Origin of the sequence: Rhizomonospora bruguierae (assembly GCF_018397995.1) — a bacterium.
In the GTDB taxonomy this organism is placed as follows: domain Bacteria; phylum Actinomycetota; class Actinomycetes; order Mycobacteriales; family Micromonosporaceae; genus Rhizomonospora; species Rhizomonospora bruguierae.
The window spans coordinates 92,639-117,579 of sequence record NZ_BBQH01000023.1; the positions used below are offsets into that span (position 1 = coordinate 92,639).

The window sequence follows — 24,941 nt, forward strand, 5'->3', positions numbered from 1 at the left end:
CTAGCACGCTAGGAAGGCGGAGCGGCCGGACCGTTACGGCGGATCTCCGGAGGACTGTCCAGACCGTGAATTGATGATCATCTGGGTGGCATGCTCGCCGGTCCTGACCGCGGACGGGGCACACCCGTTCGTACCCGGGGTGCGGTACACGTGGCCGCCCGCCGCCGGGCATCGCGGTCGAGCAGAAAACCGAGGGCGGACAGCGAAGGAGCCGCCCCGATCCGAGGCGGCTCCTTCGCGCCGGCTTCAGCCGGCGAGCGTCCAGGGGCCGTAAGGGATGCCCGGCGCCTGGTTGCGGGTCCACCACTGGGCGACGTACTTCCTGCCCTGGTACACGACGACGGCACCGGCGGTGAAGATCCGGGTGGCGGTCCAGATCGGTGTGCCGTCGGCCGTCGCCGCGATCTCCTGCCACGGGCCGTACGGGTCGCCCGGCTCCTGGTTCTGGGTCCACCACAGCGCCTGCCACGCGGAGCCCTGGTAGGTCACCGTGTCCCCGGCGACGTACACCGCGGTCGCGCTCCACCCCGGCACCCGCTTCTCGATCTCCGACTCCCAGCGGGTCAGCACGGTGGAGTTGTCGCTACCGGTGGAGCTGCTGTAGTACATGCCCACTCCGCCGAGGTCGGACATGTCGACGTCGGCCGCCAGGCGAACCTGCCGCAGATAGCCGAAGTCGTCGCCGGGGCGTGCGTCCGCGCTGGCGGAGACGTCCGCCGCGAGCTTGCCGTCGACGAGGCTGAGCTTGACGGTGAGCTCGGTCAGGTAGGCGCTGATCATGGCACCCCGGGTGTACTTCACGTCGGGGTTCTCCGGGTCCCACATCAGTTGCGGCAGCGTCGAGCCAAACGGGCGGTTGGCGCTGTCGTACCGGACCGCGGAATCCCTGCCGTCGGTGATCTTGACGAGGTAGACCGCCACGCCCGCCACGGCGCCACCGGGGTTGAAGCCGAGCTCCGAGATCTCGGGGGCGGCGAGTCGCTGGAACCGGAGGGCATAGCCGTTCATGGCGCCCGGCTCACCACGCGTGATCATGTCCAGCCGGACCCCGTCGGATTTGATGTAGAGGTCCAGGAAGTCCGGCGCGGAACCGAAACCCTGGCCCGCCGTCTTGTTCGGGGCGAGCTTCACCGTCAGGGTCACATCGCCGAATGCCTCGCCCACCGGCTGGTAGTGCAGGCGGGACTCCCGGTCGGGCGAACCCGTCTGCAGGCCGGAGAACCCCGCGGAGCCCTGGGTGGTGGAGCCGTCCGCCCAGATCCAGCCGCTGCCGCCCGCGCCGTTGGTGAGCGTCCAGGTGCCGGGGATGATCCGGGGCTGGACGTCGGTGGGCATGTTGTTGAAGTCCGTCGTGACTCGGGACACCTCGTTGCCGGCGGCGTTCATCGCCACCGCGACGTCACCCTTGGCGATGTCGCGGCCGGAGGTGACGACCGTCGTCGTCGCGGCGGGTTCGCTCACGTTGTACCTGGGCGTGATCATGGCCATCAGGGAGGAGCCGACGTCGCCCTCGCCGATCGGGTAGACCCGCTCGGGTTTGTTCAGGCGGCTGGTGACCAGCGGGAGCGGGTTCGGGTCGTCGGCGCTCCTGACGCGGAACCAGGAGATGACCGACGTGTCGAGCAGGCCGTCACCCTTGACCTGGAAGTCGTAGTCGAGTCGCGCCTTCCCATCGGCGCCGATGACGATCGTCGGCTCACCGCCGGCGGTGAACACCGGGGCGTCGATATAGGGCGGCTGCACGGTCGCCAGCGCGGCCGCCTCGATGCCGAGAGCGTTGCGCGCCACGATCAGGACCTGCTTCTGCTCGTAGCCGGTCAGCGTCGAGCTGACCTCCACGCGGTTGCCGTCGGCGCGCAGCTCGACGTAGGTCGCCGGCCGGTACTTCCTCGTCGCGGGATCGATGGCCGCGGCCTGGTCCGGGACGTAGTCGTACGCCTCGAACGTCCAGGCGCCGAGGCCGCCGCTACGACCCGCCTCGGCGCTCGCGGTGAAGGTGGCCGGTGTGCCGCCGTTGTGGATGGGGGTGGCGCCTCCGTCCCGAGCCAGGCTGGCCGCCCGCGGAACGGTCCGGTAGAACCCGTCCGCTACGCCTTCGGCCGCTTCAGCCGCGGCGATCGCCTCGACGTGGCCGTAGGGCAGGTACACCGCGTTGGCGCCGTCGAAGTTGTCGAGGCCGAGGATGTTCTGGAGGTTGTAGTACACCGTCCCGTCGTGCTCGACCCGGTACGCCTTGAGCAGCTCGCTGTCGCCGGGGATGACCACCGACGAGCCCGGCGTGAAGTGGTCCTGGATGACGTAGGGCTCGCCGTCCAACGTGACGTTGTACTGGTAGCTGCGCGTCGTGGGGTTCTTCGGGGTTCTGGTGGACCAGGAGACCCCGGCCGGCATGTCCGGTGTGACGGGGTTCTCGGTCAGGCTCGGTCCACGGTGGAAGCGGGTGTCGATCGCCACGCCCGAGGTGCTGGTGCTGTCCCCGAAGCCCTGCTCGTACACCGTCTTGCCGCTGGTGTTGACCGGCAGCGGATCGAGGTAGATGTCGGAGTTGTAGAACTGCGTCCCGCCGCTGAAGTTGGTGTTGTACAGGTGCAGCGAACTGTTGATGTACGTGCTGCCGCCGCCCGCGTGCCCACTGGACTCCACGTAGCAGTCAATGTAGAGGGCGGTGAAGGGCAGCAGGTTCAGCCGGCTGACGAACGCGGTGTTGACCGCGACCGCCTTCGACACGCTGCTGCCGCCGAAGAGCTGCGCCTGTGAAATGGCGTCGAACCGCTTGGGGCGGCTGAGTCGCTCGCCCGCCGGCAGCTTGCCGTCGAGCGGGAAGCTGAGGTCCACGTTGACGTAGTTGCCGAAGGTCACGTTCTCGGTCAGCAGGCCGGTCGAGGTGAACCTGAACAGGTTGAAGTTGCCGTCGGAACCCTGCTGCTGACCGCGCGCGGCCGCGAACACCACGTTGGACTTGTTGCCGGTCAGGCCCTGGATGTGCAACCAGTCGGCGTTGATAGTCATGCCGTACAGACCTTCCTCGGGGTTGTCCGAGGGGCGGTCGGGACGGATGAACCCGTCGTCGGGGTCGTCGATCCAGTAGACGCCCGGCGCCATGAGCACGGTCATCCGCTTGTCGATCGTGCCGTCGTGGACCGCACCCGCCGCCTTGGCGTCCTGGAGGGACGTGAAGGCATGGGGGTTGCCCGCGAGCTGAGTCCGGTCCAGGCGGTAGTCGATGAAGATTGTGGACTCGTCGAGCGTCCAGACCTTCCCGTTCCAGGTGACCTCGGTCCCGTCGAACCCGATCTGTTCGGCGCCGTTGTCGAGCGACTGGTAACCGAGATACTCCGTCGCCGCGGCGCCGCCGGCGAGCGCGTTGCGGCCCGTGTGGAGCCGGTCCGTGGGAACGGCCGCCGTGGCCGGTGTGCCCAGGCCGACCAGGGACAGGCTCACCGCGAACGCAAGGGATAGTGCTTTGGGTTTGCGCAGTGCTCTTCGCATCTTTCCGCTCTCCGTTGCGTGGCTATTTCACATAACCGAAGTTCGTTACCTGCTTTTCTGGCACAAGGGCGCTCCTTGAGAAACGCACCACAACCTGGACCGCGACCACCGACGAAATCCTGGAAATGGCCGCCGCGCCTGACCGCTGGTGTGGCACCGCCACAGCAGTGCCACACCAGCCCGGCGGTCACCGCAGGCGGACAGATCGGCTCCCCAACCCGGGTTCGATCGTGTCGGCCCGCCGCATCGCGCGCCCGCCGTCAGTACGTACCGAGGTCCTTCCAGGGGCCGTTCGGGTCGCCCGGCTCCTGGTTCCGCGTCCACCACTTCGCCTGCCAGGTGTGACCGTTGTGGGCGACCGTCTCACCGCCCGGGTAGGTCGTGCTGGCCGTCCACGCCCGGACACCCGCGCCGGCAGCCGGCACCAGCTCACCCACCTCGGCCCATGGTCCGTTGGGGTCGCCCGGCTTCTGGTTCTGGGTGTACCACTGCGCCAGATACACGCGGTTCTGGTAGCTCACCCGGTCACCGGTGGTGTACGCCTTCTTGGCGTCCCATGCCGGATGGGTCACCAACGCGGCCACGCCGGCGGCCACCGCGGCGGTGGCCGCGTCCACTGTCGCCCGATCCACGCGACCGGCCTTCGCGTCGCCCAGCACGCCCGCGGCGTGATCGAGGACGGCGCGGAGCCGGCTCCAGGACGGCGCCGTGTAGCGCGCCTCGTCGAGCGCTTGGGCGGCGTTGATGGCCTGCTCGAGCGCCGCGACGTCCACCACCTGGATGGTGACCCGCGGACCGTGGCCGGACCACTTGCCGAAAGTGATCTGGTTGCGGGGCAGATCGGTGTTGCTGGTCCCGGTGAAGCCGGTCGACCCGGCCGGGCCACCCGAGCCGGAGGCGTACCGGAGGATGTCGTAGCCGGCTTCGACCCGCAGCGTGTAGTCGGTGCCCACGGCCCAGGCGTCGGTCGGCACCTCGAAGGTCGTGCCGGTCGTTGTCGCGACGGCGTTGACCTGGTCGAGGCCGCCGGCGGCCGGCTGGAGCGCGACGTCGTTGACGTACACCCGGTAGCCGGCGGACTGGGCCGTCCGCCCGTTCGACTTCTGCGCGACGTCGTCCGCCCGCCAGGACAGGACGACCGGCTCGCCCGGCCCCGCCCAGGTGTAGGTCAGCTCGGCGCCGGCGTCCCACGTCGGCGTGCCCTCCTGGGTGGCCGGCACCGTCGTGAACGTCACCGGGGTGTACGGCTCACCGAGATCGCCGGCCCAGTTGACCGCCCGGACGGTCGCGGTGTACTCGACGCCGTCGTTCAGGCCCCAGAGCGCGTAGCCGCCGCGGGGCAGGGAGGTGCCACGGTTCCAGTCGTAGTAGGCCCGGAAGGTCTTGGTGACCCCATCGGAACCCGTCGCGGTGATCAGGTAGTAGTGGATCCCGAAGCCGGCGTCGGCCGAGTCGGCCCAGGTGAGCCCGGCCCAGGAGACGCCGCTGGGGTTCGATGTCACCGTGGCGTCGGTCCGGGTGATGGTCGAGGCCGGATGCGACGCCGCCCCGGTCCGGACGGTGGCGGTGAGCTGCGGCCCGAACGTGTCGGGGGTCTCGGCACGCACCGCCACCGCGAACTTCTGGTTCGGTGCCAGGTAGAGCTCGTAGCCGGTGGCGTCCGCGGGGAGCGTCGTCTTGTTGACGTACTCCCGGCTGGACCCGTCCTTGACGAGCACCCGGTAGAGCGTGGTGCCGCCGGCGGCCGCCGGCCAGGACAGGGTCACCTTGTTGCCCTCGGTGACCGTCGCCGTCAGGGCGGCGCCGTCAGGGAACGCCAGCGGGGCCGGCGTCCGGTCGGCGTTGCCGGAGACGTTGTGCAGCGTGATGTTCCTGGCTGTCGCCGAGATGGCGGCCGGCACGCCGGGGGAACCGGTGATGTTCGTGAAGGACGCGCTCTCCAGCGCGGCCGCCTGGATCCGGCCGGCGGTCGAGCCGGTTCCCAGGTGCAGCAGGCGGATGTCGTCCACGTGGAAGTCGCGCACCACCATGCGTGGCGCCACCGCGCTGTTGCCCGGTTCGCCGACATTGAACAGCGGTCCGTCCAGGGCCCCCGTGACCGTCAGGTTGCTGACGTTCACGTCCTCGTACACCGTGGGCAGCTCACTTTCCGGGCTGAACGCCGTGCTGGCGTTCGAGTCGGAGTAGCTCGTGTCGACGCTGATGATCCCGGCGCTCGAGCTCACCGCGTAGTGCAGGGCGCTGTCGCGGAAGACGAGGCTCCTGACCCCGCCGCCGGTGGTGGGGCCCGACTTGATGCGCAGCACGCCGGCGCCGCCGGTCTCGTTGAGGTTGTGCAGGTTGTCCTCGGCCACCAGGTCGCCGATCCACCCGCCGGTGTGGCTACCGGCGGCGATCAGTCCACCGTGGCCGTTGCGGACGTAGTTGTTGACGATGCGGCCCTCGCCGGTGGCCACCCGTCCGGTCTCGTTGCGGACGACCGCGCCCTGCCCGGCGGCGAAGTTGATGGCGTCGTCACCGGTGTCATAGAAGTTGTTCAGCAGGTGCAGGCCGCGGGAGTCGCCGAACTCGATGCCATCGCCGTTGTTGGCGTTGAAGGTCTGGAGGACGGTGCCGAGTTCGGTGATGTCCTCGGACTGGTAGTTGACGATGCCGTGGAACGCCGGGTTCCTGAAGGTCAGGCCCTGGTAGAGCAGGTTTTTGGCACCACGCACGACGGTGAGGTTCGGGCGGGTGTTGTACCACTGCGAGGTGCCCGAGTTCGGCGTCCGGTCGGACGTCGACTTGCTCATGGCGTCGGAGGCCAGGATGCCGTTGGCGATGACGTTCGAGCTGCTGCCGGCGAAGTAGTTGGGCAGCCGCCAGCCCATGCCGGTCGGGTCGGGCGTGCCCGCCATCCCGGTCGGCGTCGGGTCGAGCGGCCCGAGGTTCTGTAGCGGGCTGCCGGCGTCCTGCCAGCCGTTGCCGTCGACGATGCCCGCACCGACGATGCGGATGTTCTCCAGCGTGCCGTTGTCCCACGTCACGGCGTTGATCAGGCCGTAGGTGCGGATGTCTTGCGAGTACGGGTAGACCAGCAGCGAGCGCGGGTAGTGGTCGAAGACCGGGGATCCCAGCAGGACCGCACCCCGCTCGATCTCGAAGGTCATGTTCGAGTGCAGGAACAGCGACCCCGAGACGTAGTACCACGGGTTGGCGTTGTCTCCGGAGCCGCGCAGCACGGCCTTGCCGCCCGGCCGGGTCGCATCGATGGTGGCCTGGATGGCCGCCGTGTTGGCCGCGAACGCCGCCGTGCTGGAACCACCGCCGGGGGTGACGAGGTCACCGGCCTTGCTCGTCCAGTGCGTGACGCCGAAGTCCGCGGCATCCACCACGGTCGGGACCGCCGTCGTCCGGCCGGTCACGGCCGCGCTCCAGGCCGAAACGCCACCGTCGGCGTAGACCGCGCGGACCTTGAAGGTGTACGCCGTGCTGGCGTCCAGCCCCTTCGCGGTGAAGGAGGTCAGGTTGATCCGGTAGTGCTCGAACGCCGAGGTGGAGTCGTAGAACTGGTCGACCCAGGCGTTCAGGTAAGGGTAGGTGGTGGCGAAGTTCGCGCGCGCCGAGCCCAGCGACTCCCCGTTGGCGGAGACCTCGTAGTCGGAGATCCTGGGTGCACCGGGAGAATGGAAGGTGGCCGGCTTCTCCCAGGCGATCGTGATGCTCGACTCGTCGAACGCCATCGGCGGGATGGACACGTTCTGCGGGGCGCCACCGGTCGCGGCGGCAGAAGCGGGCTGAACCGCCACGCCGGCCGCCCCGATGGCCAAGGCCAGGACAGCGAAGAACGCCGCGGATCGTCGAGCGGTTTCCTTCTTTACACGGGACATGCGGTACCCCTTGCTATGGATGCGATCGGTTATTGATCGGGCATGGGTGCGAATGGCGGTGAATGTTCAGCGCCCTCAGCTCCGTGCTCCCCCGAGGGCGACTCGCATCGCCTCGCCGGAGCACCATGACGCCGTGCGACCCGGAAGGGGTGGCCGGGCGATCTCTCGCCCGGCCATCCGTCGTCCTTACCCGACGATCCGGATCTGGCGGATCTGGGTGTTGCCGGCGGTGCTGACGTAGACCCGGTAGGGGCCGACGTCGTAGGTGCCCGCCGCGTTGTTGTGGATCCGGAAGGTCTTGGTGAGGTCACTCGTCGTGGTCCTACCCGTCGCGCCACCGGAGTAGGTCTCGCGCACCGTGATCGTGAGGTCGTTCGTCGCGCCCGCGAGCTTCTGGACCCGGGCGGATGGCGTCGCGCTGACGAGGTGACCGTTCACCGCGTACACCCGCGACCAGTCGCTGGTGTCGGCGGCGTTGACCGCTCTGATCCGGAAGAGGTACATCGCGTCCCGGTCGGTCGCGGTGGCCAGTAGCCCGACGGTCTCCGGCGTGGCGAACTGGTTTGTCTCCTGGGTGATGAGGCTGGTCGGCCTGGCCGTGGCGGGCACCATCGTGATGCTCTGCCAGTCGCCGGCACCCCTGTCCCACTGGATCTCGTAGCTCGACGTCAGGACGTCCTCGTTGGCCCAGGTGACCGTGAAGGTGTCCCGGTGCACGACGATCTTGCCGGGCGGCGGGATGAACTCGCTGATCGCGGAGCGCACCTCGTCGTTGATCCTCACCTCGGTCACCCGGGGCGCGGCCGGAGCCGACGTCGCAGCCGGCGCGGGCAGCGCGCCGGCGCGGGTCTCGACCTCGGTCCGCAGGGCCGCCGTCTGGGCCGGGGTGCCCGTCGGCCACACGCCTTCGCGGTTCGGCCGGAACGACCAGTCGAGCTGCGCGGCCGGGTTGGTGGTCATGGTCGGGTTCGTCGTGGTCGAACCCGCCGCGACGACCACGCCGATGTCCAGCTTCGGGTCGAAGTTCTTTGTGGACGCCCCATCGAGGACGTTCGGCTCCAGGCTGAGCGCGGCCTCCTTGAGCTCCTCGAGCCCCGCCTCGGTCAGGCCAGGCAGGTAGTCGGACGAGTTCCGGAAGCCGTCCACACTCGCCGGGAAGTCGCCCCCGGTCGCCACCTCCCTCGTGATGAGGAAGCCGGGTGCGTCCCCGAAGAAGTGGTTGAAGCCGGCGTTCGCCGTCGCCGACTCGCCCGGCCCGGGCTCGTAGTCGATGGCCTGGAAGCCCCGGGCGTGCCCCTGGCGGCTACGCAGGAACGGGAAGTTGACGTGTTCGAAGATGTTCCCCTCGGCCCAGATCGTGGCGTTGTGGCCGGCACCGATGCCGTAACCCGTGTTCCGGTCCAGGAGCTGGTTGTGGTACGGATGCCCCTGGATGTCCTGGTACAGGTTGTTGAACACGTGGACCCGGCCGTTGCGGACCCGGGGAGTGCGCTCCTCCGTGCCCGCGAACCAGTTGTGGTCGACTGTGCCGTAGTGGGCGCTGATCGAGGTGGCGCCGCCACCGATCAGCATCGCCTTGCTGCTCCCGGCGAAGCGGTTGTAGGCGACGGTGTAGTTCCGCGCATGGTTGGAGATGTCGACCGCGCCGTCACCCTTGGCCTGGTCGGGGTCCTGGCCCAGGGCGAGGAACTTGTTCTGCCCGTACCCGAAGGTGTTGTTGTGCACCCAGAGGTTGGACGCCCGGGTGCCCGTGCCGCCGCCGTCGAGGTAGATCGCGTCGTCGTACCACTGGTCGATGTGCAGGTTGCGGAACTCGACGTTGTTCGCGCCGGCGGTCGTGATGCCCCAGCCGAAGAGGGTGGCGTCCGGGCCGATGCCCTCGACGGTGACGTTGCCGTTGCCCGCGCCGATCGCCATCATGCGGCTGTCGTTGACGCCCGGGGGGACGACCGCGCCGGCGCCGGCCTTCGTGGCCGCGACCGTGTCGAACGAGCCGATCGTGCCGAGGACCCGCACGACCAGCGGCGTCTTCGCGTTCGCGGTCGAGCCGCGGCCCGCCGAGAACACCGTCGCCGGGAATGTCGTCAGGTTCTCCGGCGTCAGGTAGACGACGGCGGCGCCGGGGTTGACGCGGCCGTCGGGCAGGTAGCCGCCGACGGCCCCGTCCGGCGCGGCGTCGTTGCTGCCGGGGAAGTCGTCCACGGCCTCGTCGGAGGGCACGAAGGCCGCACCGTTGCGCGGGAACGACCACGTCGTCAGGTCGGTGAACGTGTCGACGACGGTGACGCCGTCGGCCGCCCTGACCTGGATGTCATACGCGCCGCGTGGGAGACCGGGGATGTCCACGCGCCAGGTGCTGCGGGCGGGGTCCACCTCGCGGACCAGCTGGGCATCCACCTCCTCCCACTCGGTCAGCCAGCCCTCGATCCGGCCGCCGTCCCGCCAGTCGTACGCTCCGCGGGTCTTGACGTAGGCCCGATAGCCGGCGTCGACGCCGGTCCAGGTGGCGTAGGCGCTCTCGAACCAGGTGCCGCTCGACGCCTTGGCGGAGGCAGCCGTGGTGCCGGTCTCGGCGCCTTCCGCCGCGAGCGCGAAGGCCGGTACCGCGCCGAGCGCGAGAACGGCGCTGACGAGAATGCTGGTGGCTCGCTTCCTTGTCACGTCCACTCCTCCTGCGGTAGCCATGGCCGACCGCAGAAGTCGCGGTGCTGGGACGCCTCGACGCCAACGTGATCGGACGCGGCGGCCACGCTGCCGGCGATGAGTACGGATCTGCGCATGGAGTCTCCGATCTCGAGGAAAGCGCATTCCCGTCTCACCGTGCTCCTTCGCGGGGCGCACGTCAACGGATCATGGGATGCAGGTTTGTTGCAGAGCGGGACTCGCCTCGCCCAGGGCTCCGACCATGACCTACGTTAGGAAAGCGGCTTCCTGCCGCCCGCGCATCGATCAGCGCGTACAAGCGGCAGCCGACGCACACCGCTACGGCGACCACTGTGGCCAGCCGCCAGCGCTCTGTTTCCAGCCGTGCTCAACCTCGGCGGCGGCCGCCGCGGAACATGGCCGGCGGATCTGTCAGGAGAGCCGCAAAGTCACAGGAGCACGACGGGACGAAGAACCTCTCCCGACAGCAGCCGTTCGTATCCGGTCTGGGCATCCTCCAGACGGAAGGTCTCCTGAACGTACTCCTCAAGCGGAAGCTGTCCGGCAAGGTAAAGGTCGGCCAGCTTGGGGAGATCCCTGGAGGCGACGCAGTCACCCCAGATCGAAACCCGGATCGAGCCGCCGGTGAGGAACAGCGGCCGAAGCGCGATCTCGGCAACGTCGGTCGACTTCGGCGCGCCGACGATGACCAGGCGGGCACCGGGAGCACGCAGGCCCAGGCCCTGCGTGAACGTCCGGGTCCCTCCGACGGCGTCGATAACGACGTCGGCGCCCTGACCCTCGGTGATCTCGCGGACGGCACCGGCAACCTCAGCCGCGGTGGTCACGTCGACGACGTCGGTCGCCCCGAACCGCTGCGCCATGGGCAGCTTGGCGGGATTGCTGTCGAGCGCGATGATGCGCTGCGCGCCAGCGTGCCTGGCCCCGGCGATGGCGGCGAGGCCGACCCCTCCACAGCCCATGATGACGACATCGTCCGCGGGGCCAACGCCAGCGGTGTGAACCGCGGCGCCGAAGCCGCTCGGCACTCCGCAGCCCAGCAGGGCGGCCACCTCGCGCGGCACCCGGGGGTCGATCCTCACGACCTGGCGCTCGGGCATGACCACCAGCTCGGCCAGCCCGCCGACGCCGAGCACACGGGTGGCGGCCGAGCCATCGGCGAGTTGGGCCGGCGGGTTCTGGGGGAGCTTCCGTGGGCAAGCCTCCGCGCGGCCGGGTAGCCTGACGCTGATTACTGTGGGGTAACAGTACGTGTCCGATGATCGACACGAACCGATCCCCAACCCTGGCTACACCTGTCTGGCGCCATGCCGCTCGGCTAACAGCCACCCTACCCGGGCTGGACTTGTCCCGAACTGCTAACCCAGGGCGGCGCGATGTGCTGAGGTCTCGTTCGCCAGGCAAGCGGTCGTCGAACTGAAGCGCGGCCGATCGGCCTCAACGACGTGACGGACCGCGACCCGCGGTACTCTCACGAGCCGAAGGTCTGACTGCTGTTGCGGCACGCCGACCATGATGGGTCCGCGTACTGTTCCGGCGCCGACCGAGCGCTACGGACCGTGACCTACTACCTGGTGTCGAGACGCTCGATCGTGCCGAATACAGCGCACCTGATCATGCTCGCCTCACCGTATATCTGCCGATGGCCTCGGCCCATCAGCCCGGGCCAGCCATGCGACATCGACAACGAGCCAGACAGGTCGGTGGCGCCGCTGCTCGCAAAGCGACCGACCATGGAGCAGCAGCGATATCTTGACGTGCTGCGTGCCGACGGCGGCATCCGTCGGCATCGCTGATGAGATTTGTAGACGTGGATCATTCGGATCGTGGGGTCCGGGATCTCCGGGGTATATAGGCGATCATTGGCAGGCGGGAATCAGACTTGCGCGTTACTGTCCGGCATCCGCGCGAGCTGAATGCCTCTTCAGTCAGCCTTGAGTAACGTCTGTACTCTCCGTGCGGCGATGGCCGCCTGGATTCGTCGGAGAGTGCGTAGGGCTTTTTTCGCCGCGACGCGGACCTCTCCGTCGAATACGGTCACGCCGCGGTCGCCAGCCATCAGCCGCTCCAGCGTCGGTACGACCCGGTCGTCACCTGTCGATCCGAGCGCGACGGCAGCCCAGTACCGCTGATCCGGATCCGCGCGGTCGGCCGCGGCCAGCAGTCGGGGCACGACCTCCGGCGTGAACAGGGCCAACGTACTGGCGATATAGCCGATCCGCGGAAACCGTCGATGCTCGAACTCGTCCCACAGCGCCTCGAGCGCCGCGTCGCCCCCGATACGCGCCAGGGCGTCGGCGGTCCGCCGGCGCAGCCATTCGGCCTGGTCGCCGAGCAGCGGCCGCAGCGCCGGCACGACCGAGGCGTCACCGAGGCGACCGAGCGCGGCCACCGACTCGTCCCGGACGATCCACTGCGGATGATCGAGTAGCGCGATGAGCTGCGGCACGGCCGCTCGGACGTCCATCGCCGCGCATCCCATCGCGGCCCAGGCCTGGCAGTTGTACCGGGTGTCACCGAGCGCGGCAAGCAACGGGTCCTGCAGCCCGGCGTCCGCGAAGACGGCCGCCTGGTTCATCGCCCGCGTGTACAACGACCGATGAAAGTCTTGGTAGTCGCGGACAAGCACGCGCAGCGCGGCGATGGCCGATTCGTCGCCTCGCGCCCGGGCCCGGTCGAGCAACTGGTACAAATGCTCTTCGCGGGACTCGAGGTCGCCCGATCGAAGGCCCTGCAGGTCAGCGGGATTCACCGTCCGACAATACGCGCCACCGCCCCGGCCTCAGACAAGACCGTCATAAGCCTACGTGGCGGCCCTTCTCCGTCCCGGTGCCCTCATCCTGCCGCCGACCGGGCGTCCCGAGTGTGTCGCGAGGGATGCGTGCAGCGAACAGCCGGTCCTTCGCCAGGAGAGTTAGCGCGCCTGGCTCAGCCCGGGATGGGCCCACGACACGGTTCGAACGTGATGGCCGCCCTCGCCAACAACCCCTTGATCTTCGTCGATGTCGACGGACCGCTGCTCCCGTTCAAAGCCCGGCCGGTCAGCCGGGAGCGTTCTTTGGGCCGTGCCGTCGTGCAGTCCCTGGACGGTACTGGCAACCCCCTGCTCGATCGGTTTGACCCAGATGACGGGCGGAGGCTGTTGGCACTGGGATGCCAGTTGGTCTGGGCGACGACATGGATGGCGGAGGCGAACGAGATCATCTCGCCACGACTCGGGCTTCCCGACCTGCCGGTCGTCGAATGGCCGGACGACCACGAGGATCCAGAGCACGGTCTGCACTGGAAGACCGTATTCCTTACCCAGTGGGCCGCCGGCCGCCCATTCATCTGGCTTGACGACGAGATAACTGACGCTGACCGCCGATGGGTCGCAGCACACCACCCGGCGCGGACGCTGCTGCAACGTGTCGACCCATACGTAGGTCTGATCCAAGCGGACTTCTTAGCAGTCCGTCGATGGCTCGGGCAGACTGACGGCGCCGCTTGATCACCTACACGCTCATGCCGCCGTCCGTGCTTCGTGGCGGCCGTCCGGTCGTGACGGAGCCGGGATCGTGCCGCTTTACAGTTGGGCGAAGGTGGCCACTACGGGTGCGTGATCGGAACTTGGCGCATCGCGGCGGGTATCTGGGTTGGTCGGGTCGATCGAGGTCAGCGGCGCCTCGATGAGGGCCCGGGCGGTCACCGTGTTCAGCGGGGTGACCAGCAGTTTCGAGGCGAGGATGTGATCGATCAGTTCGGGGCGACCCTGGTCGATGCGCGATTAATCCTGGCCGGCCGGCATGAGCGGCCCCAGATTCCACATGCGGAAAGCGTCGGCCGTGGTCGGGCTGGGCGAAGCCGCAGGTGCCGATCTCCGAGCCGGGCGGGCCCTGCAGGAGTTGGGTGGTGGCCGCCTGGACGGTGTCGTTGAGGTCCCCGGTGAGGATCACCGGCCGCTGCTGGCCCTGACCGGCGAGGGCTTCGGTGAGCGCGGCACGCACGGTGGCCGCCTCGGCGGCGCGGCGGCCCAGGGCGTAGGTGGCGTAGCGGACGCGTTCGTGTTGAGCTACACACTCACCTCCAGGTCCGCTGGGCGCACGAAAGACCGAGGCTAGGTCCCGGATGTGTGCCCGGGTCGAGGCTAGGTACCGGCCCGATGTGTCGGGCCGGTACCTAGATAGATCATATGTCTTTCAGTTGCTGCACCTTCCAGTCAGGGAGGCCGCTCTTACCGTATGGTGAACGCGGACTCGCTGGCTTCGGCTTTGGCGGGGGGTACACCCTTTTCGGCCTCGGCTTGTACCGCGGCTTCGTCCCATACTCTCTAAGACCTCTGGCGAAGCCCTTGATTAAGACGGTGGCACGAATGACATGAGGAGATGAGCTGACAAGCGGCCCCCAATGAGCGGGGAGGATATGCATGTCCTCAAGGAACGCCAGGAGACCGCCGAACCTCCAACTGTCGAATTTTTCATTGGCTTCGAGAGCTCCGCGGGCTCCGCCCTTGGCATCGGTAGCACGAATATTTCGTTTGTCTGCCTTCTTTGCGGCATTTTCTGCTAGCTCGCGGCCTGCTTCGATTGGGCATTCGTCTGGATTGCCGGTGTTGTGGACCAGAACATCCGCTTCGCCGGCCAGGACGTAGTACGTGTGGATGTCGTCGACGGTGAGGTTGTGGACCGTGGCGACGGCATTGTAGGCGACGATAGCAATGACGGTGACTCGTGCGCCGTCGGGGGTCAGGAGTTGATCGCCTGGGTTGAGGTGTTCGGCTCGGAGCCATTGCCGCTGGTTGTCGACCCAGAACGGGTGTCCGTCGGTGGCGCTGATTGTGCTATCGGCGGTCCCATCGCCGTCGGCATCCACACTGATGTCGACAAGTTTCTTCTCTCCGTCGCCGGTGATGAGTGCGGTGACGGGGCGGGCGCCTTCGTTGCCGGTTTCCGGGTCGCTGGCCCAGACGACGTCGTCGAGTCGGATGTCTTCGATCGGCTTGTAGGTGCCGTCGGCCATCAGCACCTGGGTGCCGGGGAGGAAACTGTTGCAGCTCTTCGCCAGTTTCCTCCCCGCATTCTTTACGGCGCCTGCGCCGCGGACGGCGGTTCGGGTTTGTCGGACTCCTGGGATCATGGAGGCGATGCCCACGGCGCAGCCCATCTTGTCGCGGGCTGCACAGCTCTTTGCGGTGTCGATGGCGCCGGCCACGGCGGCTATGGCGCCGGCTGCGGCGGCGACGACCTGGGCGGGTGGGGGCAGGAACGTAGCAACGAGGGCGACCGTTCCGGCCACGGCCGAGATGGTGCCGGCGTTGTCCACGATGGCCTTGGTAGTGGCCTTGGCCGCGTTGACAGCGGCGTTGCCGGCGCTCTTCACCGCGTTCTTGATCTTGCCGAAGAAAAGGCCGTCGGGATCGGCGAAGGTGGCCGGGCTGTTGTTCGCATAGGCGAACGGGTGCATGCGCTGAGGGTCATATTCGTCGATATCGGGGTCGACCGAGATGAACGAGCCCAGCCTCGGGTCGTAGTAGCGTGCCCCGAGCAGGATCAGCCCGGTCGGGTCTTCGATCCCACCAACGAACCCACGCTGTCCGGCCTTCCAGGTGCCGCCGGTGCTGCCGCGGGGGTTGCCGTATGGGTCCGCGTAGCGGATCGTCTCGACCCGGGTGACGGAGTTGACCGACCACATCGCCGAGTCGTGCTGGTCGGAGCCGAGCCAGATCAGGTCCGCGGCGCCGACACCGGTGGTTGCGGATCGGGACGCGATGGTGTCCCCGGCGTGCTCGTAGTAACGGGTGGCGGTCAGGGACGATGACGCCTCGTCCCAGGACAGTTCGTGGTTGAAGACATATGCGGTGACGCTGCCGTCTGCATCGGTGCGGGCGATCCGGTTGCCGTCGACGTCGTAGATCATCCGGTTGTCGCCGCCCGGGCCAGAGATCCCGGTGAGTTTGCCGTGCGGGCTCCAGGTGAAGGTTTCGGTGACCCCGCCGACCAGACGGTAGGTGAGGTTGCCGATGGCGTTCCAGTCGTAGTGGTCGACCTGGCTGCCGGTGGTCACGGTGCGCACGGCGTGGCTCGTGCCCGACTGGAGATATCCGTAGTCCGAGGTGACGTCGCTACGGTGGTCGGTCACCGAGGTGCGTGATCCACCCGCATCGAGTGCATACGACATCCAGTACGGCGCTACCCCACCGACGACGTCGGCTGATGGGGAGGCGGCGCATTCGGTGGCCTGACTCCAGGCCCGGGTGAGCCGCTGCAGGTGGTCGTAGCGGAAGCACTGCACATCGGACGCGCCAGGGCGCGGATTGCCATCCACGTCTTGTGGCCGGTTGGCCATGGACAGCACATTGCCGGCCGGGTCGTAGGTGTATTTCAGCGCGGCGACGTTGGGGATGGTGGCGTCCCGGTCGAAGAAGAATTGCGACAGCCGGCGAGTCGCCTCCTCATAGACGTATGTCTGGTACGCCTGGGGCCCGCCGTTCGCGCCCATCTTGCGCTCCAGCAACTCACCGTACGGGGAGTATTTCGTCGAATCGACGTAGACCGTGTTCTTCCCGGACGGGTAGGAGGTGCCGACCAGCCGGGTGACGTTGCCGAGGTCGTCGTAGGTGTGGGCGATGACCTCCGACTCCAGGCTGCCCAGTGCGGGCAGGGTGGCCCGGTGCGGGGACCCGTCCTCAGCGAATGTGTAGGTCGCCCAGTAGGTGCCGGCAACCGACTGCAGGCCCGGCATCTTCGGGATCGTGACCTCTTCGTCGACGACCTGGTAGGCGTCGTTGTATTCGTAGACCTGCTGTACGAAGGAGTAGCCGTCGACGATCGAGGTCGACTTGGTCAGGTGACCCTTCTTCACCGTGTCGTAAAGCCATTCGGCAGCGAGCTGCCCGTTGAAGAAGCGCTTGCGCTGCCGCCCCAGTTCGTCGTACTCGGTGGACACGGTTTCGCCGAGGGCGTTGGTGGAGGAGATGACGTCGTCGGCGTTGTCGTAGACGAGTTCCGTCTTGCCCTTGTCGGGGTCTTCGGTGCGTATTTCGCGGCCACGCAGGTCGTAGGTGTAGGTCCAGGTTTTGCCGAGCGCGTTGGTGACCGTGGCCAGGTCACCGCGCGGGGTGTAGGTGTAGCGGGTGGCGTCGTAGCTGCCGGTCGGGGTGGAGGCGTGGAACTGCCGCAGCTCGACCGTCTGGCCGTGGATATCGGTGATGGTCGCGGCGGCGGTGCCACCTTGTGGCGGGGTGATGGTGGCCTGCCAGCCCTGCGTGTTGCCGCCGTAGGCGGTGGTGGTGGACCACAACTCCTGCTGTTTTGACCAGAGCGCTTCCTTGACCACCCGGCCCACGTTGTCGTAGGTGTAGACGGTACGGCTGCGATCCGCACCGGGCGTGATCTCCAGCAAGGTGTTACCCGGCGCGTCGGTGGCATGGTTCGGCCCCGAGGTGTATGCCTCCAGGCCACGGTCGTTGTAGCCGGTCGACCCCACCAGTCGGCTGCCGGCCGGCCCGTCTTCCTGCGTCTGCACCGACCGGTACAGGGAGTCGAACAGGCCGACCTCGGTGATGTAGCCGCCGTTGGGGCCGATCCGCTTGGTGGTGACGGCCAACGGCCCGTCGTCGCGGATGAGGTAGCTGAACTCCATGTTCGGCGACTTCGTCGTGGCGCGTCCCGGCAGCCACACCTTGGTCAGCCGACCCAGCGGGTCGTGCTCCAGGTCGGTGCGCTTGTCGTTCGCATCGACGATGGCGGTGGGCTCGGCCCAGGCCGGGTGCTGGTAGGTGGTCACCTCGTGGCGCAGCGGGTTCTTGGTTACCGTCTGGGTGGTGGGACCGGGGCCTGCCGGCGTGTAGGTGGTGGTGGTCACCTGGCCGCGCGCGTCGGTGACGCTGAGCACGCGGCCCAGCGCGTCGTAGGAGCTGCGGGATGTGGTGAGGTACACCGGTCCGCCGTTCCACGAATCCAAGGTGTCTTCCCGGGTGACCAGACCCTTCGTCGGCGCGGCGCCGTGGGTGTCGGAGCCGTCATAGAAAGTCTTGACATCCGAGATCACATCAGCCGGACGGGACACGCTCTGGTCACAGGCCTTCGCGACAGTCTCCACCCGCGACACCGTCTCGCGTATCCACGCGGTCTTGTTCACCACATACGTGGTGCGGGTGCAGGTCTCATCACCCGGTTTCGACGTGTCGCCCAGGTCCGACACCGTCAGCGGCAGGCCCTCATCGTTGTACGTGGTCCGCTGCTCCGTGCGCGCCCAGGCGCCCGGCGCCAGCAACGTGCGGGTCTTCTCCACGGACGGACCGACCAGGTACGCCCGGTCAACACCGCCCGCGTGGCTACGCGACGCGGTCTGCTTCGTCCAATACTGCGTGGTCGACGCTTCGACGATTGTGCCGCCGTCGAGCGTGGCCTCCTCCAGCGTGGCTCCCGCCAACACCTCATGGTCGGGGTAGGTGTTGCCCTCCGAGTCCGCCACGACGACGGTGCGCTTGCCGCCATTGGGCAAGGGCTGGGCATCCAGACCCCGGTAGAACCGCTTCCGGGTGGTCAGCCGGTTCGCCGACGCGGGTTCGCCGACCTTCGTCGTCACCTGGGCGTAGCCACGCCATTGGCCATACGTACGGTGCTTCTTCTTGATGAACTCGCTGTCGTCCCAACCCCACAGCACACCGGTGCCGCCACCGCTGTTGGAGTACTCGTAGCTGGTGGTGATCGGTGGCTGGTCCGCGGTGTGGTCAATCTCGGAGACCTCGGTGACCACGTACTTGTGGAACCAGTCCAACGCCGGCTCGTAGTAACCGTCCGGTGTCCAATACACGGGGTAGCAGCGCCGGCTGTTGTTCTCTGGCGCGGAGGGAAGATCGTTGGTGTCGCAGTCCGGCTCGGAGTACGTCACGTGGATATCCGCACCCGACTCGGTACGGATGTTCTGAATCCGCCAGCGCGAGAAGAGGGGCGCACCCGCCAGCGCGTTCGCCCGGTTCACCAGCTCCACCCCGGTGAACCGCACGGCGGGCTCGGTCACCGTGCCCCCCACATGCCCGGCGTGGATGATCTCTTTCAACCACAACGACGCCGACCCGGCGACCTTCGGTGCCTTGAACTCATGCGCCAGAGTCCACGACTCCACATCGGAGAAGGTGGCCCCTTCCCGCACCTGAGTAGTGATCTTCGTAAAGCGTTTGGTGCTGAAGAAGACCGGCGCCAACTTGTCGGTGCACGGCGCCGCCTGGCACTCCTTGTCCCACGGCACATCCGGCCAGTTCGCGTTGACCGGCTTACCGTCCTTGAAGCACTCCGACACCAGGCAACGGTCGTCGGTCTTGAACACCACGCGGGCGGTGGCCGCCACCGTGGGGTAAGCGGTGTGCAGGCCGTACTCGATCCGGTTCAGATAGCCGCCCCGGGTGAACGACACCCGGTTGTTCTTGTCCCCCGCGGCGCCGTAGTGCCCGGTCTCGGCGGTGTAGTAATAGCGCGCCATGTTGCCGTGCACATCGACGGCCTTGTCCAGCAGCCACCGCCACGCCTGCTGGCACGACGAATTCTTGAACTCCGTGGCACGGCAGGCCTCACCAGCGTGGTTACCGAACACCGGCATCGTCCAACGAGAGTTCGACGTCGATACCTCACCCGCGTAGTAATACTGCGTGCCGTCCGGCGTGGTGATCACCCACCGCTCCGTGGTCGCCGCGCTCGACGACGCCGGACTACCCGCCAGTTCGACCTTCCAGTTCGCGTCGGCCTGGGCGCGCCACGCCCCGGTGGCATCGTCCTTGATCAGGGTGGTGTTGGCACCGTTCAGCGAAACGGTGACGCTGGGCGAGCTGCCCTTCCAGCACTGATCGTAGGTTTCCATCGACTTGTTGTTCGGATCCTGGCCATTGACCGCAGTGCGGTCATCGTTGCAAGTCACATAAGTGCGCTCGATGAAGCCAGGAGCGTATTCCCAGCCATCGCCCACCCACGAGGCCTGGTTGTTGGCACCGGCCATCCGGCCATCCACAACCTGCGACGAGTAGTTCAGCGATATCTCGGGCACCGGGCCCTCAGCCGGCGGCAATCGCAATGGATTCGAGTACGAGAATTCGCCCGAACTGTCGCCCCCGGTCCATGAGCCGGACGCCTTCAGATCGGTGGCCTTGTAATCCCCCTCCTCGGAGGAGGTGTCAGCGGTGATCGCGAACACCGAACTCCCGGAGCTCGATGTCTCCACGTCCGTCGACAGCTCCTCATCGGAGGCGTCCTTGTCGACCTTGACCGGGGTGGTTTTCTGACAGCCCGATGCCCTCGGAGTGCTGGCCGCGCACGACGGCAGCTTCACCAGCGTCATCCGGCTGCCCCAGCCACCCCCGTACAACCGCCGCAGGCTCGTGTAGTTGAATGCGGCCTTGACCTCGCCCTCGTCTCCGTCGACCGCGATCACCGGGCCGCTAAGACCCAACAACTGCGAGTACGCCTGGGCCAGCAGCCGCACCCGCACCGACGCCGGCGCCCGCTTACCGTTGACGGTCGATACCGTCACCGGCAGCCCGCCGGCCATTCCGTCTGCCGTCGACCGCCCCAGCAGCGACAACGACAACTCACCCGGCGCCGGCCAACCGGACTCCTTCGGCGCCTCCCACGTGCCGCCATCCTCCGGAAGCGGCGCCGCAGCCACCGGCACCGCACCGAAGTCGCGCGGCCGGGCGGCCGCAACATTCCGGTCGCCGGACAGCACCGGCTCCGCGAACTCCACGCCAACCAGCAACGACGCCAGCAACGCCGCAGCCGTAACCAGAGAAATCACACGTCGGGTCGATAAGTTAACGGTGCGTGATTGCAACATGGCAACCCCTTCTACAGGGCGGGCAACACCGAAACGAACAGGTCGTCGATCGAAAGAGGGTCTAATGTGCTAACTCAGCCGGCCGCGAGATCAGCGATCCGGTCGGGGTGCAAAGTAGAGCTCCACATGCGGACGTCATCAACCACGCCGCCCAACTGCTGCGATCTCGCCCCGGAAGTGGTCCCGGAACAACCGATCAACGTAGGACCACTCGCCATCCACGGTGAGGCAGGACCGTCCGCCTCACCCTGCAGCACGCCATCGACATAGAGCCGCACCTTGCCCGCCGCCACGTCGTACACACCCGCAAGGTGCGTCCAATAACCCAGCCGCGGTGCTTCCTGCGACATCACCTTGTGCCACGTCACGGTCGAACCCACCCCCGTCGACGCCAGCTCGAACTGCCACCGATCAGCGGTCGGGTAATACTTCAGCTGGAAACCAGGGCGATCCGTGCCCGCCTGCGAGACAACCGTGTGGTCCCCGGCGGTCTGCTCAAGCAGCACCCACGCGGTCACCGTGAATGACCCATCGGTCCGTACCACCGGGTTCACCGTCTCCGCGCAGGAGCCGGCCGCCAACTCCAACCCCAAGGCACCGTCGCGACCATAGCCACGGTCCCGAACCCAGGAGTAGGCACCGGAGATCGTCAGATCAAATCCGTTGCCGGAGACATCCGTCAAGTAGGTCGGCTGGTAGCTGCCCGGACCATCCAACGGCCACACAGCCCGCACAGCCACCGGCGGATTGCCCCCGTATACCGCAGCCACCTCGGCCGCCGTAAGCGCACCGCGCCAGACCCTGGCATCGGAGATCGCACCGTTAACCATGTCGCCGTAGACGCCCGCGTACTTGGCACAACCGAGAGTGAGCGGCCCGCTCGCGCGCCATGGCGTTCCGGTCCGGGTGGTCTCGCCGACCTTTCGGCCATTGAGGTAGAGCGACATGGCCTGGGTCGTCGCGTCGTAGACAGCGGTCAGGTGAGTCCACTTGCCAACATCGGCGGTGATGGCAGCGGGAGACCGGGTGAACTGCGAAGGTGAGTTTTCGTCGTCGTCGGGCTTCATCATCAACGACCAGTACGGGATACCTCCGGAATAGCGGGTACCGAGGTACCAGGCGCTGACCCGGTTTCCGTCCTGCCCCACGACCGTCTGGTTACCGGCACCGACCTCAGCCAGCTTCACCCAAACGGCGACGCTGAAGGACTCGTCGGTGCGCAGCACAGAGGTGCTCGTCGTCGCACACTGGCTGCCGTTCAACTGCAACGCCGATTCCGTCCTGCCGAACTGATCATCGACCCAGGACACGTCCTCGGGCACGGTGACATGCCGGGCGAAGTCGGTGCTGTCGGAGCCGTCGCCGTGCAGCTGCCACTCGCCGACCAGGCTGCCGGGCAGCTCAGTAGCGGCGCGGCGGATCTGCTCGTCCGACAGCAAGCCCTGCCACACCCCGACCTGATCGATGGAGCCGTTCATCCGGCTCCAGGTCGAGGTCATGTCCCCGCCGCAGCCGATGAGGAACCTGCCCTGCGCGTTCCACAGCGGGTGCGAGATGCTCCCCTCGCCCACGAGCACGCCGTCGACATACAGGCGCATGATCTTCGCGACCGGGTCAACCGTCCCAGCAATGTGTTGCCACGCCCCGATAGTGGGTGCTGCCGCGGTATTCAGCACCGTATACGTGTCCCCTGGTGAGCGTCCATCCGTCACGACAAGCCGCCACCGGTCAGTGGTAGTGAGGTAATGCAGTGACAGCGCGTACCCGTTGCTTGCCACCTGCTGCAGCGCCGCGTATTCCGCGTTCTTGTCGGTGAGCTTGACCCAGGCGCTGATGGTGAATTCGGCGTCGGTGCGGATTACGGGTGTGGTTTCGGCGCAGCCGTCGCCGTTGAAGGTGAGTGCGGAGTTCGCCCGGCCCTTACGGTCTGGGCCGTACCCGACGCCGCTACCCAATACCAGGTCATGATCACGGCCGGCGTCATCTAAGCCATCGCCGTCCAACCGCCAGGCACCCTCCGCCCGCGCCTCGGTTATCCGCCCGGTGAACACGTCCACCGCCGCGCGGTTCGAGTAGTTACCGGCATTGTCCAGGGCCCACACGTAGACGATGGTGCGACCAACCTGCGGGGTGAAGGTGATCGTCGCCGAACCCGTCGATGCCACGGTCTTCTGCTTGGCATCCACACCGATGCCGTACGCGAACTCCTTCATTCCCGAGCGGCTGTCGCTGGAGGTCAGCTGAAGGGTCACCGGTTCACCCTCGGCCGGCGTGCCCGAGGTCCGCTTCACCACCGGCACGCTCGGGCCGGTGTGATCGAGACGGAAGTAGCAGTAACCCGTCCACGACGTGTAATCCACGTCGTCCGTGCCACGCACCCGCCACTGGTAGTTGCCCTCCGCCAAGGTGGGGGCGGTCCAGCCGCGCTCAGCGCCTGACGTTGTCCATGCCGACGTGTAGACAGCCGGAGTGGTGGGACCACTCAGGTTGAACTGCACCTTCACCGAGCCGTCGCCGTCGCTGGCCTTCCCATACAACGTCGGGGTCCGGTTGTTGATCCACGGCCCGGGCGACGCGGTGCTACACGAGCCACCTGGCGAGGTCCGGGTCGCCACCGGCGAGGTGGGCCGGTACGCGTAGGTCGCCTTTAGGAAAACGTTCGCCGGATCAAACTTCGCCCAGTGCTGACTACTTTCAGTCGCCATTCGAAGGCCGAAAGTGATGGACGTATAGCCAGCATCAGCGTGCCGCTGGACGTGCTGACCGATCCCGGCAGCGTTGAAACTCAACCAGTTCGCCTTCTGGCCGCTGCAGCCCGAATTGGCCTTACCGGTCTTGGTCTGCAGGGCCCCGTTATGCAGCCACTTGTCCTTCATCCCGTTCCAGGTCGGGGTGTTGCTGGCGATCGAGTTCGTCTGCCAGATGCCGATCGACTCGCCGGCACAATGGCCCGTGTGAACAAGATAGGCATCGACGCTGGCGGTCCCGCTCAGGCGTTTCCCCACCAAAACGGAGGTGTCGAAATAGAAGTGCGCCCGCCACAAGTCGGAAGGTGCATTCCAGTTCGAGCCGACCCGTGCCACCTCGCGCGGCCAGTAGGTGCCAGAGGTCCACCTCGTGCCCGGATTGGAGTTGTTGACCGGAGCCCACAGGGCCCACTTCTTGTCGTATGTCGGGTCGATAAAGACCGGGAAATCCGCCGTGTCGAGCAACTCATCGTCGGCCACAACGGTCAGCACCTTTTCGCTGACCCGCACCTCAACCGGTGCCTGGCTGGCGGCGTCGCTGGGCCCCCGAGCAGACGACGAAGTGTCTTCGACACCGTCCACGTCGCCGTCGACCCGACTCTGCGAAGACGAATCCCACGCCATCGGCGGTGCCGCGGCGGCGATCAGCCCGTCAGGCCCGGCAATCCGCAGCCCACCTGCATCCTCCACCACGCTCGCCGATCCGCCGACGATGTATCTCGCCTCACGCACCGCGGGATTCCTCGCCGCCTCGGCGGTCTTCACCACCAACAGGTGCGAGAAGCCGCCCCGCTCGGCACGCACCACCAGGTCGACCCCGGGATACACCTCCGGATAGGTGACCGTGTCGCCGTCAACGGTGCCCTTCGGCAGCCTCGCCGGCCATGCCAGCGAGAAATCGGCCCCGGCATCGGCCATCCGCGCAAACGGGCCATCCCCGCCCAGGGAGAACGCCACATCCGCGGCCGATGCCACCGGACGCACCAGCCCGTCATCACCAACAACCAGGCTCGTGTCGATGTCTACCCAAGACCCAGCACGCCTAACCCACTGCGGCTCGGCCCAGGACTCGAACTCAAACTCACCCGATGGTAATGCCCAAACCTTCGTTGTCTCCGACGCGTCGGTCAAAACCTCGACACGGGCATCGCAATCTTCAGCCAACGCCTGAGCCGCCGCCTCAGATGTCGCCACAAATCCGCTATCACCTGAACGCTGCGCAGCACAGTCTCCGGTTTTCAGCGCGGCTGCCGCAGGACTTCCTGACACTGCCAAGAAGCCGGCCACCATTGCGGCGGCAAGTGCACTGGCAAACCAAGATCGACGCGAGAACGACATCGACATCCTCCCCGTTGGACGCCCTTGA

11 protein-coding genes are annotated in these 24,941 nt (G+C 67.2%); 3 read left to right on the top strand and 8 right to left on the bottom strand.

Going from position 1 to position 24,941, the window contains the following annotated elements; genetic code table 11:
• Positions 1-246: 246 nt before the first annotated feature.
• From KJS59_RS13765 to KJS59_RS13780, 5 genes are all read right to left on the bottom strand, one after another.
• Complete coding sequence (locus tag KJS59_RS13765) at positions 247-3,489, bottom strand: carbohydrate-binding protein (RefSeq protein ID WP_213453255.1); 3,243 nt, start codon at positions 3,487-3,489, stop codon at positions 247-249.
• 260 nt (positions 3,490-3,749) lie between these two features.
• The gene (locus tag KJS59_RS13770; protein ID WP_213453256.1) at positions 3,750-7,358 is read right to left on the bottom strand and encodes a fibronectin type III domain-containing protein; all 3,609 of its coding nucleotides are present in this window, start codon (positions 7,356-7,358) and stop codon (positions 3,750-3,752) included.
• Between the two features lie 186 nt (positions 7,359-7,544).
• Positions 7,545-10,019: a pectate lyase family protein gene (locus KJS59_RS13775; protein ID WP_213453257.1), complete on the bottom strand. Its 2,475-nt coding sequence runs from the start codon at positions 10,017-10,019 to the stop codon at positions 7,545-7,547.
• Positions 10,016-10,138 carry a hypothetical protein gene (locus KJS59_RS31775; RefSeq protein WP_283775779.1) on the bottom strand — a complete coding sequence of 41 codons (123 nt, stop codon included), beginning with the start codon at positions 10,136-10,138 and terminating at the stop codon, positions 10,016-10,018. Before KJS59_RS31775 ends, KJS59_RS13775 begins: the two co-directional genes overlap by 4 nt.
• Before the next feature lie 312 nt (positions 10,139-10,450).
• Positions 10,451-11,158 (bottom strand): zinc-binding dehydrogenase, encoded by a 708-nt coding sequence (locus KJS59_RS13780; RefSeq protein ID WP_213453258.1) that lies wholly within the window; start codon positions 11,156-11,158, stop codon positions 10,451-10,453.
• A gap of 423 nt (positions 11,159-11,581) precedes the next feature.
• Here KJS59_RS13780 and KJS59_RS13785 point away from each other — a divergent pair, with 423 nt between their 5' ends.
• Positions 11,582-11,818 carry a hypothetical protein gene (locus KJS59_RS13785; RefSeq protein WP_213453259.1) on the top strand — a complete coding sequence of 79 codons (237 nt, stop codon included), beginning with the start codon at positions 11,582-11,584 and terminating at the stop codon, positions 11,816-11,818.
• 128 nt (positions 11,819-11,946) lie between these two features.
• On the opposite strand, the gene KJS59_RS13790 is transcribed toward KJS59_RS13785, so the two are convergent.
• Complete coding sequence (locus KJS59_RS13790; RefSeq protein WP_213453260.1) at positions 11,947-12,774, bottom strand: HEAT repeat domain-containing protein; 828 nt, start codon at positions 12,772-12,774, stop codon at positions 11,947-11,949.
• A 213-nt stretch (positions 12,775-12,987) separates the two neighbouring features.
• Here KJS59_RS13790 and KJS59_RS13795 point away from each other — a divergent pair, with 213 nt between their 5' ends.
• On the top strand, positions 12,988-13,512 hold the full coding sequence (locus KJS59_RS13795) for an HAD domain-containing protein (RefSeq protein WP_213453275.1): 525 nt from the start codon (positions 12,988-12,990) through the stop codon (positions 13,510-13,512).
• A gap of 295 nt (positions 13,513-13,807) precedes the next feature.
• On the top strand, positions 13,808-14,122 hold the full coding sequence (locus tag KJS59_RS13800) for a hypothetical protein (protein WP_213453261.1): 315 nt from the start codon (positions 13,808-13,810) through the stop codon (positions 14,120-14,122).
• A 67-nt stretch (positions 14,123-14,189) separates the two neighbouring features.
• Here the strand turns inward: KJS59_RS13800 and KJS59_RS13805 are convergent, their stop codons facing one another.
• Both KJS59_RS13805 and KJS59_RS13810 read right to left on the bottom strand, forming a co-directional pair.
• Positions 14,190-20,789 carry a polymorphic toxin-type HINT domain-containing protein gene (locus KJS59_RS13805; RefSeq protein ID WP_213453262.1) on the bottom strand — a complete coding sequence of 2,200 codons (6,600 nt, stop codon included), beginning with the start codon at positions 20,787-20,789 and terminating at the stop codon, positions 14,190-14,192.
• A 113-nt stretch (positions 20,790-20,902) separates the two neighbouring features.
• The gene (locus KJS59_RS13810; protein ID WP_213453263.1) at positions 20,903-24,913 is read right to left on the bottom strand and encodes a LamG domain-containing protein; all 4,011 of its coding nucleotides are present in this window, start codon (positions 24,911-24,913) and stop codon (positions 20,903-20,905) included.
• Positions 24,914-24,941 lie beyond the last annotated feature (28 nt).

Coding starts and splice junctions, on each gene's coding strand:
- KJS59_RS13765 (WP_213453255.1), bottom strand. CDS start 3,489: ATGCGAAGAGCACTGCGCAAACCCAAAGCACTATCCCTTGCGTTCGCG.
- KJS59_RS13770 (WP_213453256.1), bottom strand. CDS start 7,358: ATGTCCCGTGTAAAGAAGGAAACCGCTCGACGATCCGCGGCGTTCTTC.
- KJS59_RS31775 (WP_283775779.1), bottom strand. CDS start 10,138: ATGCGCAGATCCGTACTCATCGCCGGCAGCGTGGCCGCCGCGTCCGAT.
- KJS59_RS13795 (WP_213453275.1), top strand. CDS start 12,988: ATGGCCGCCCTCGCCAACAACCCCTTGATCTTCGTCGATGTCGACGGA.
- KJS59_RS13800 (WP_213453261.1), top strand. CDS start 13,808: ATGAGCGGCCCCAGATTCCACATGCGGAAAGCGTCGGCCGTGGTCGGG.
- KJS59_RS13810 (WP_213453263.1), bottom strand. CDS start 24,913: ATGTCGTTCTCGCGTCGATCTTGGTTTGCCAGTGCACTTGCCGCCGCA.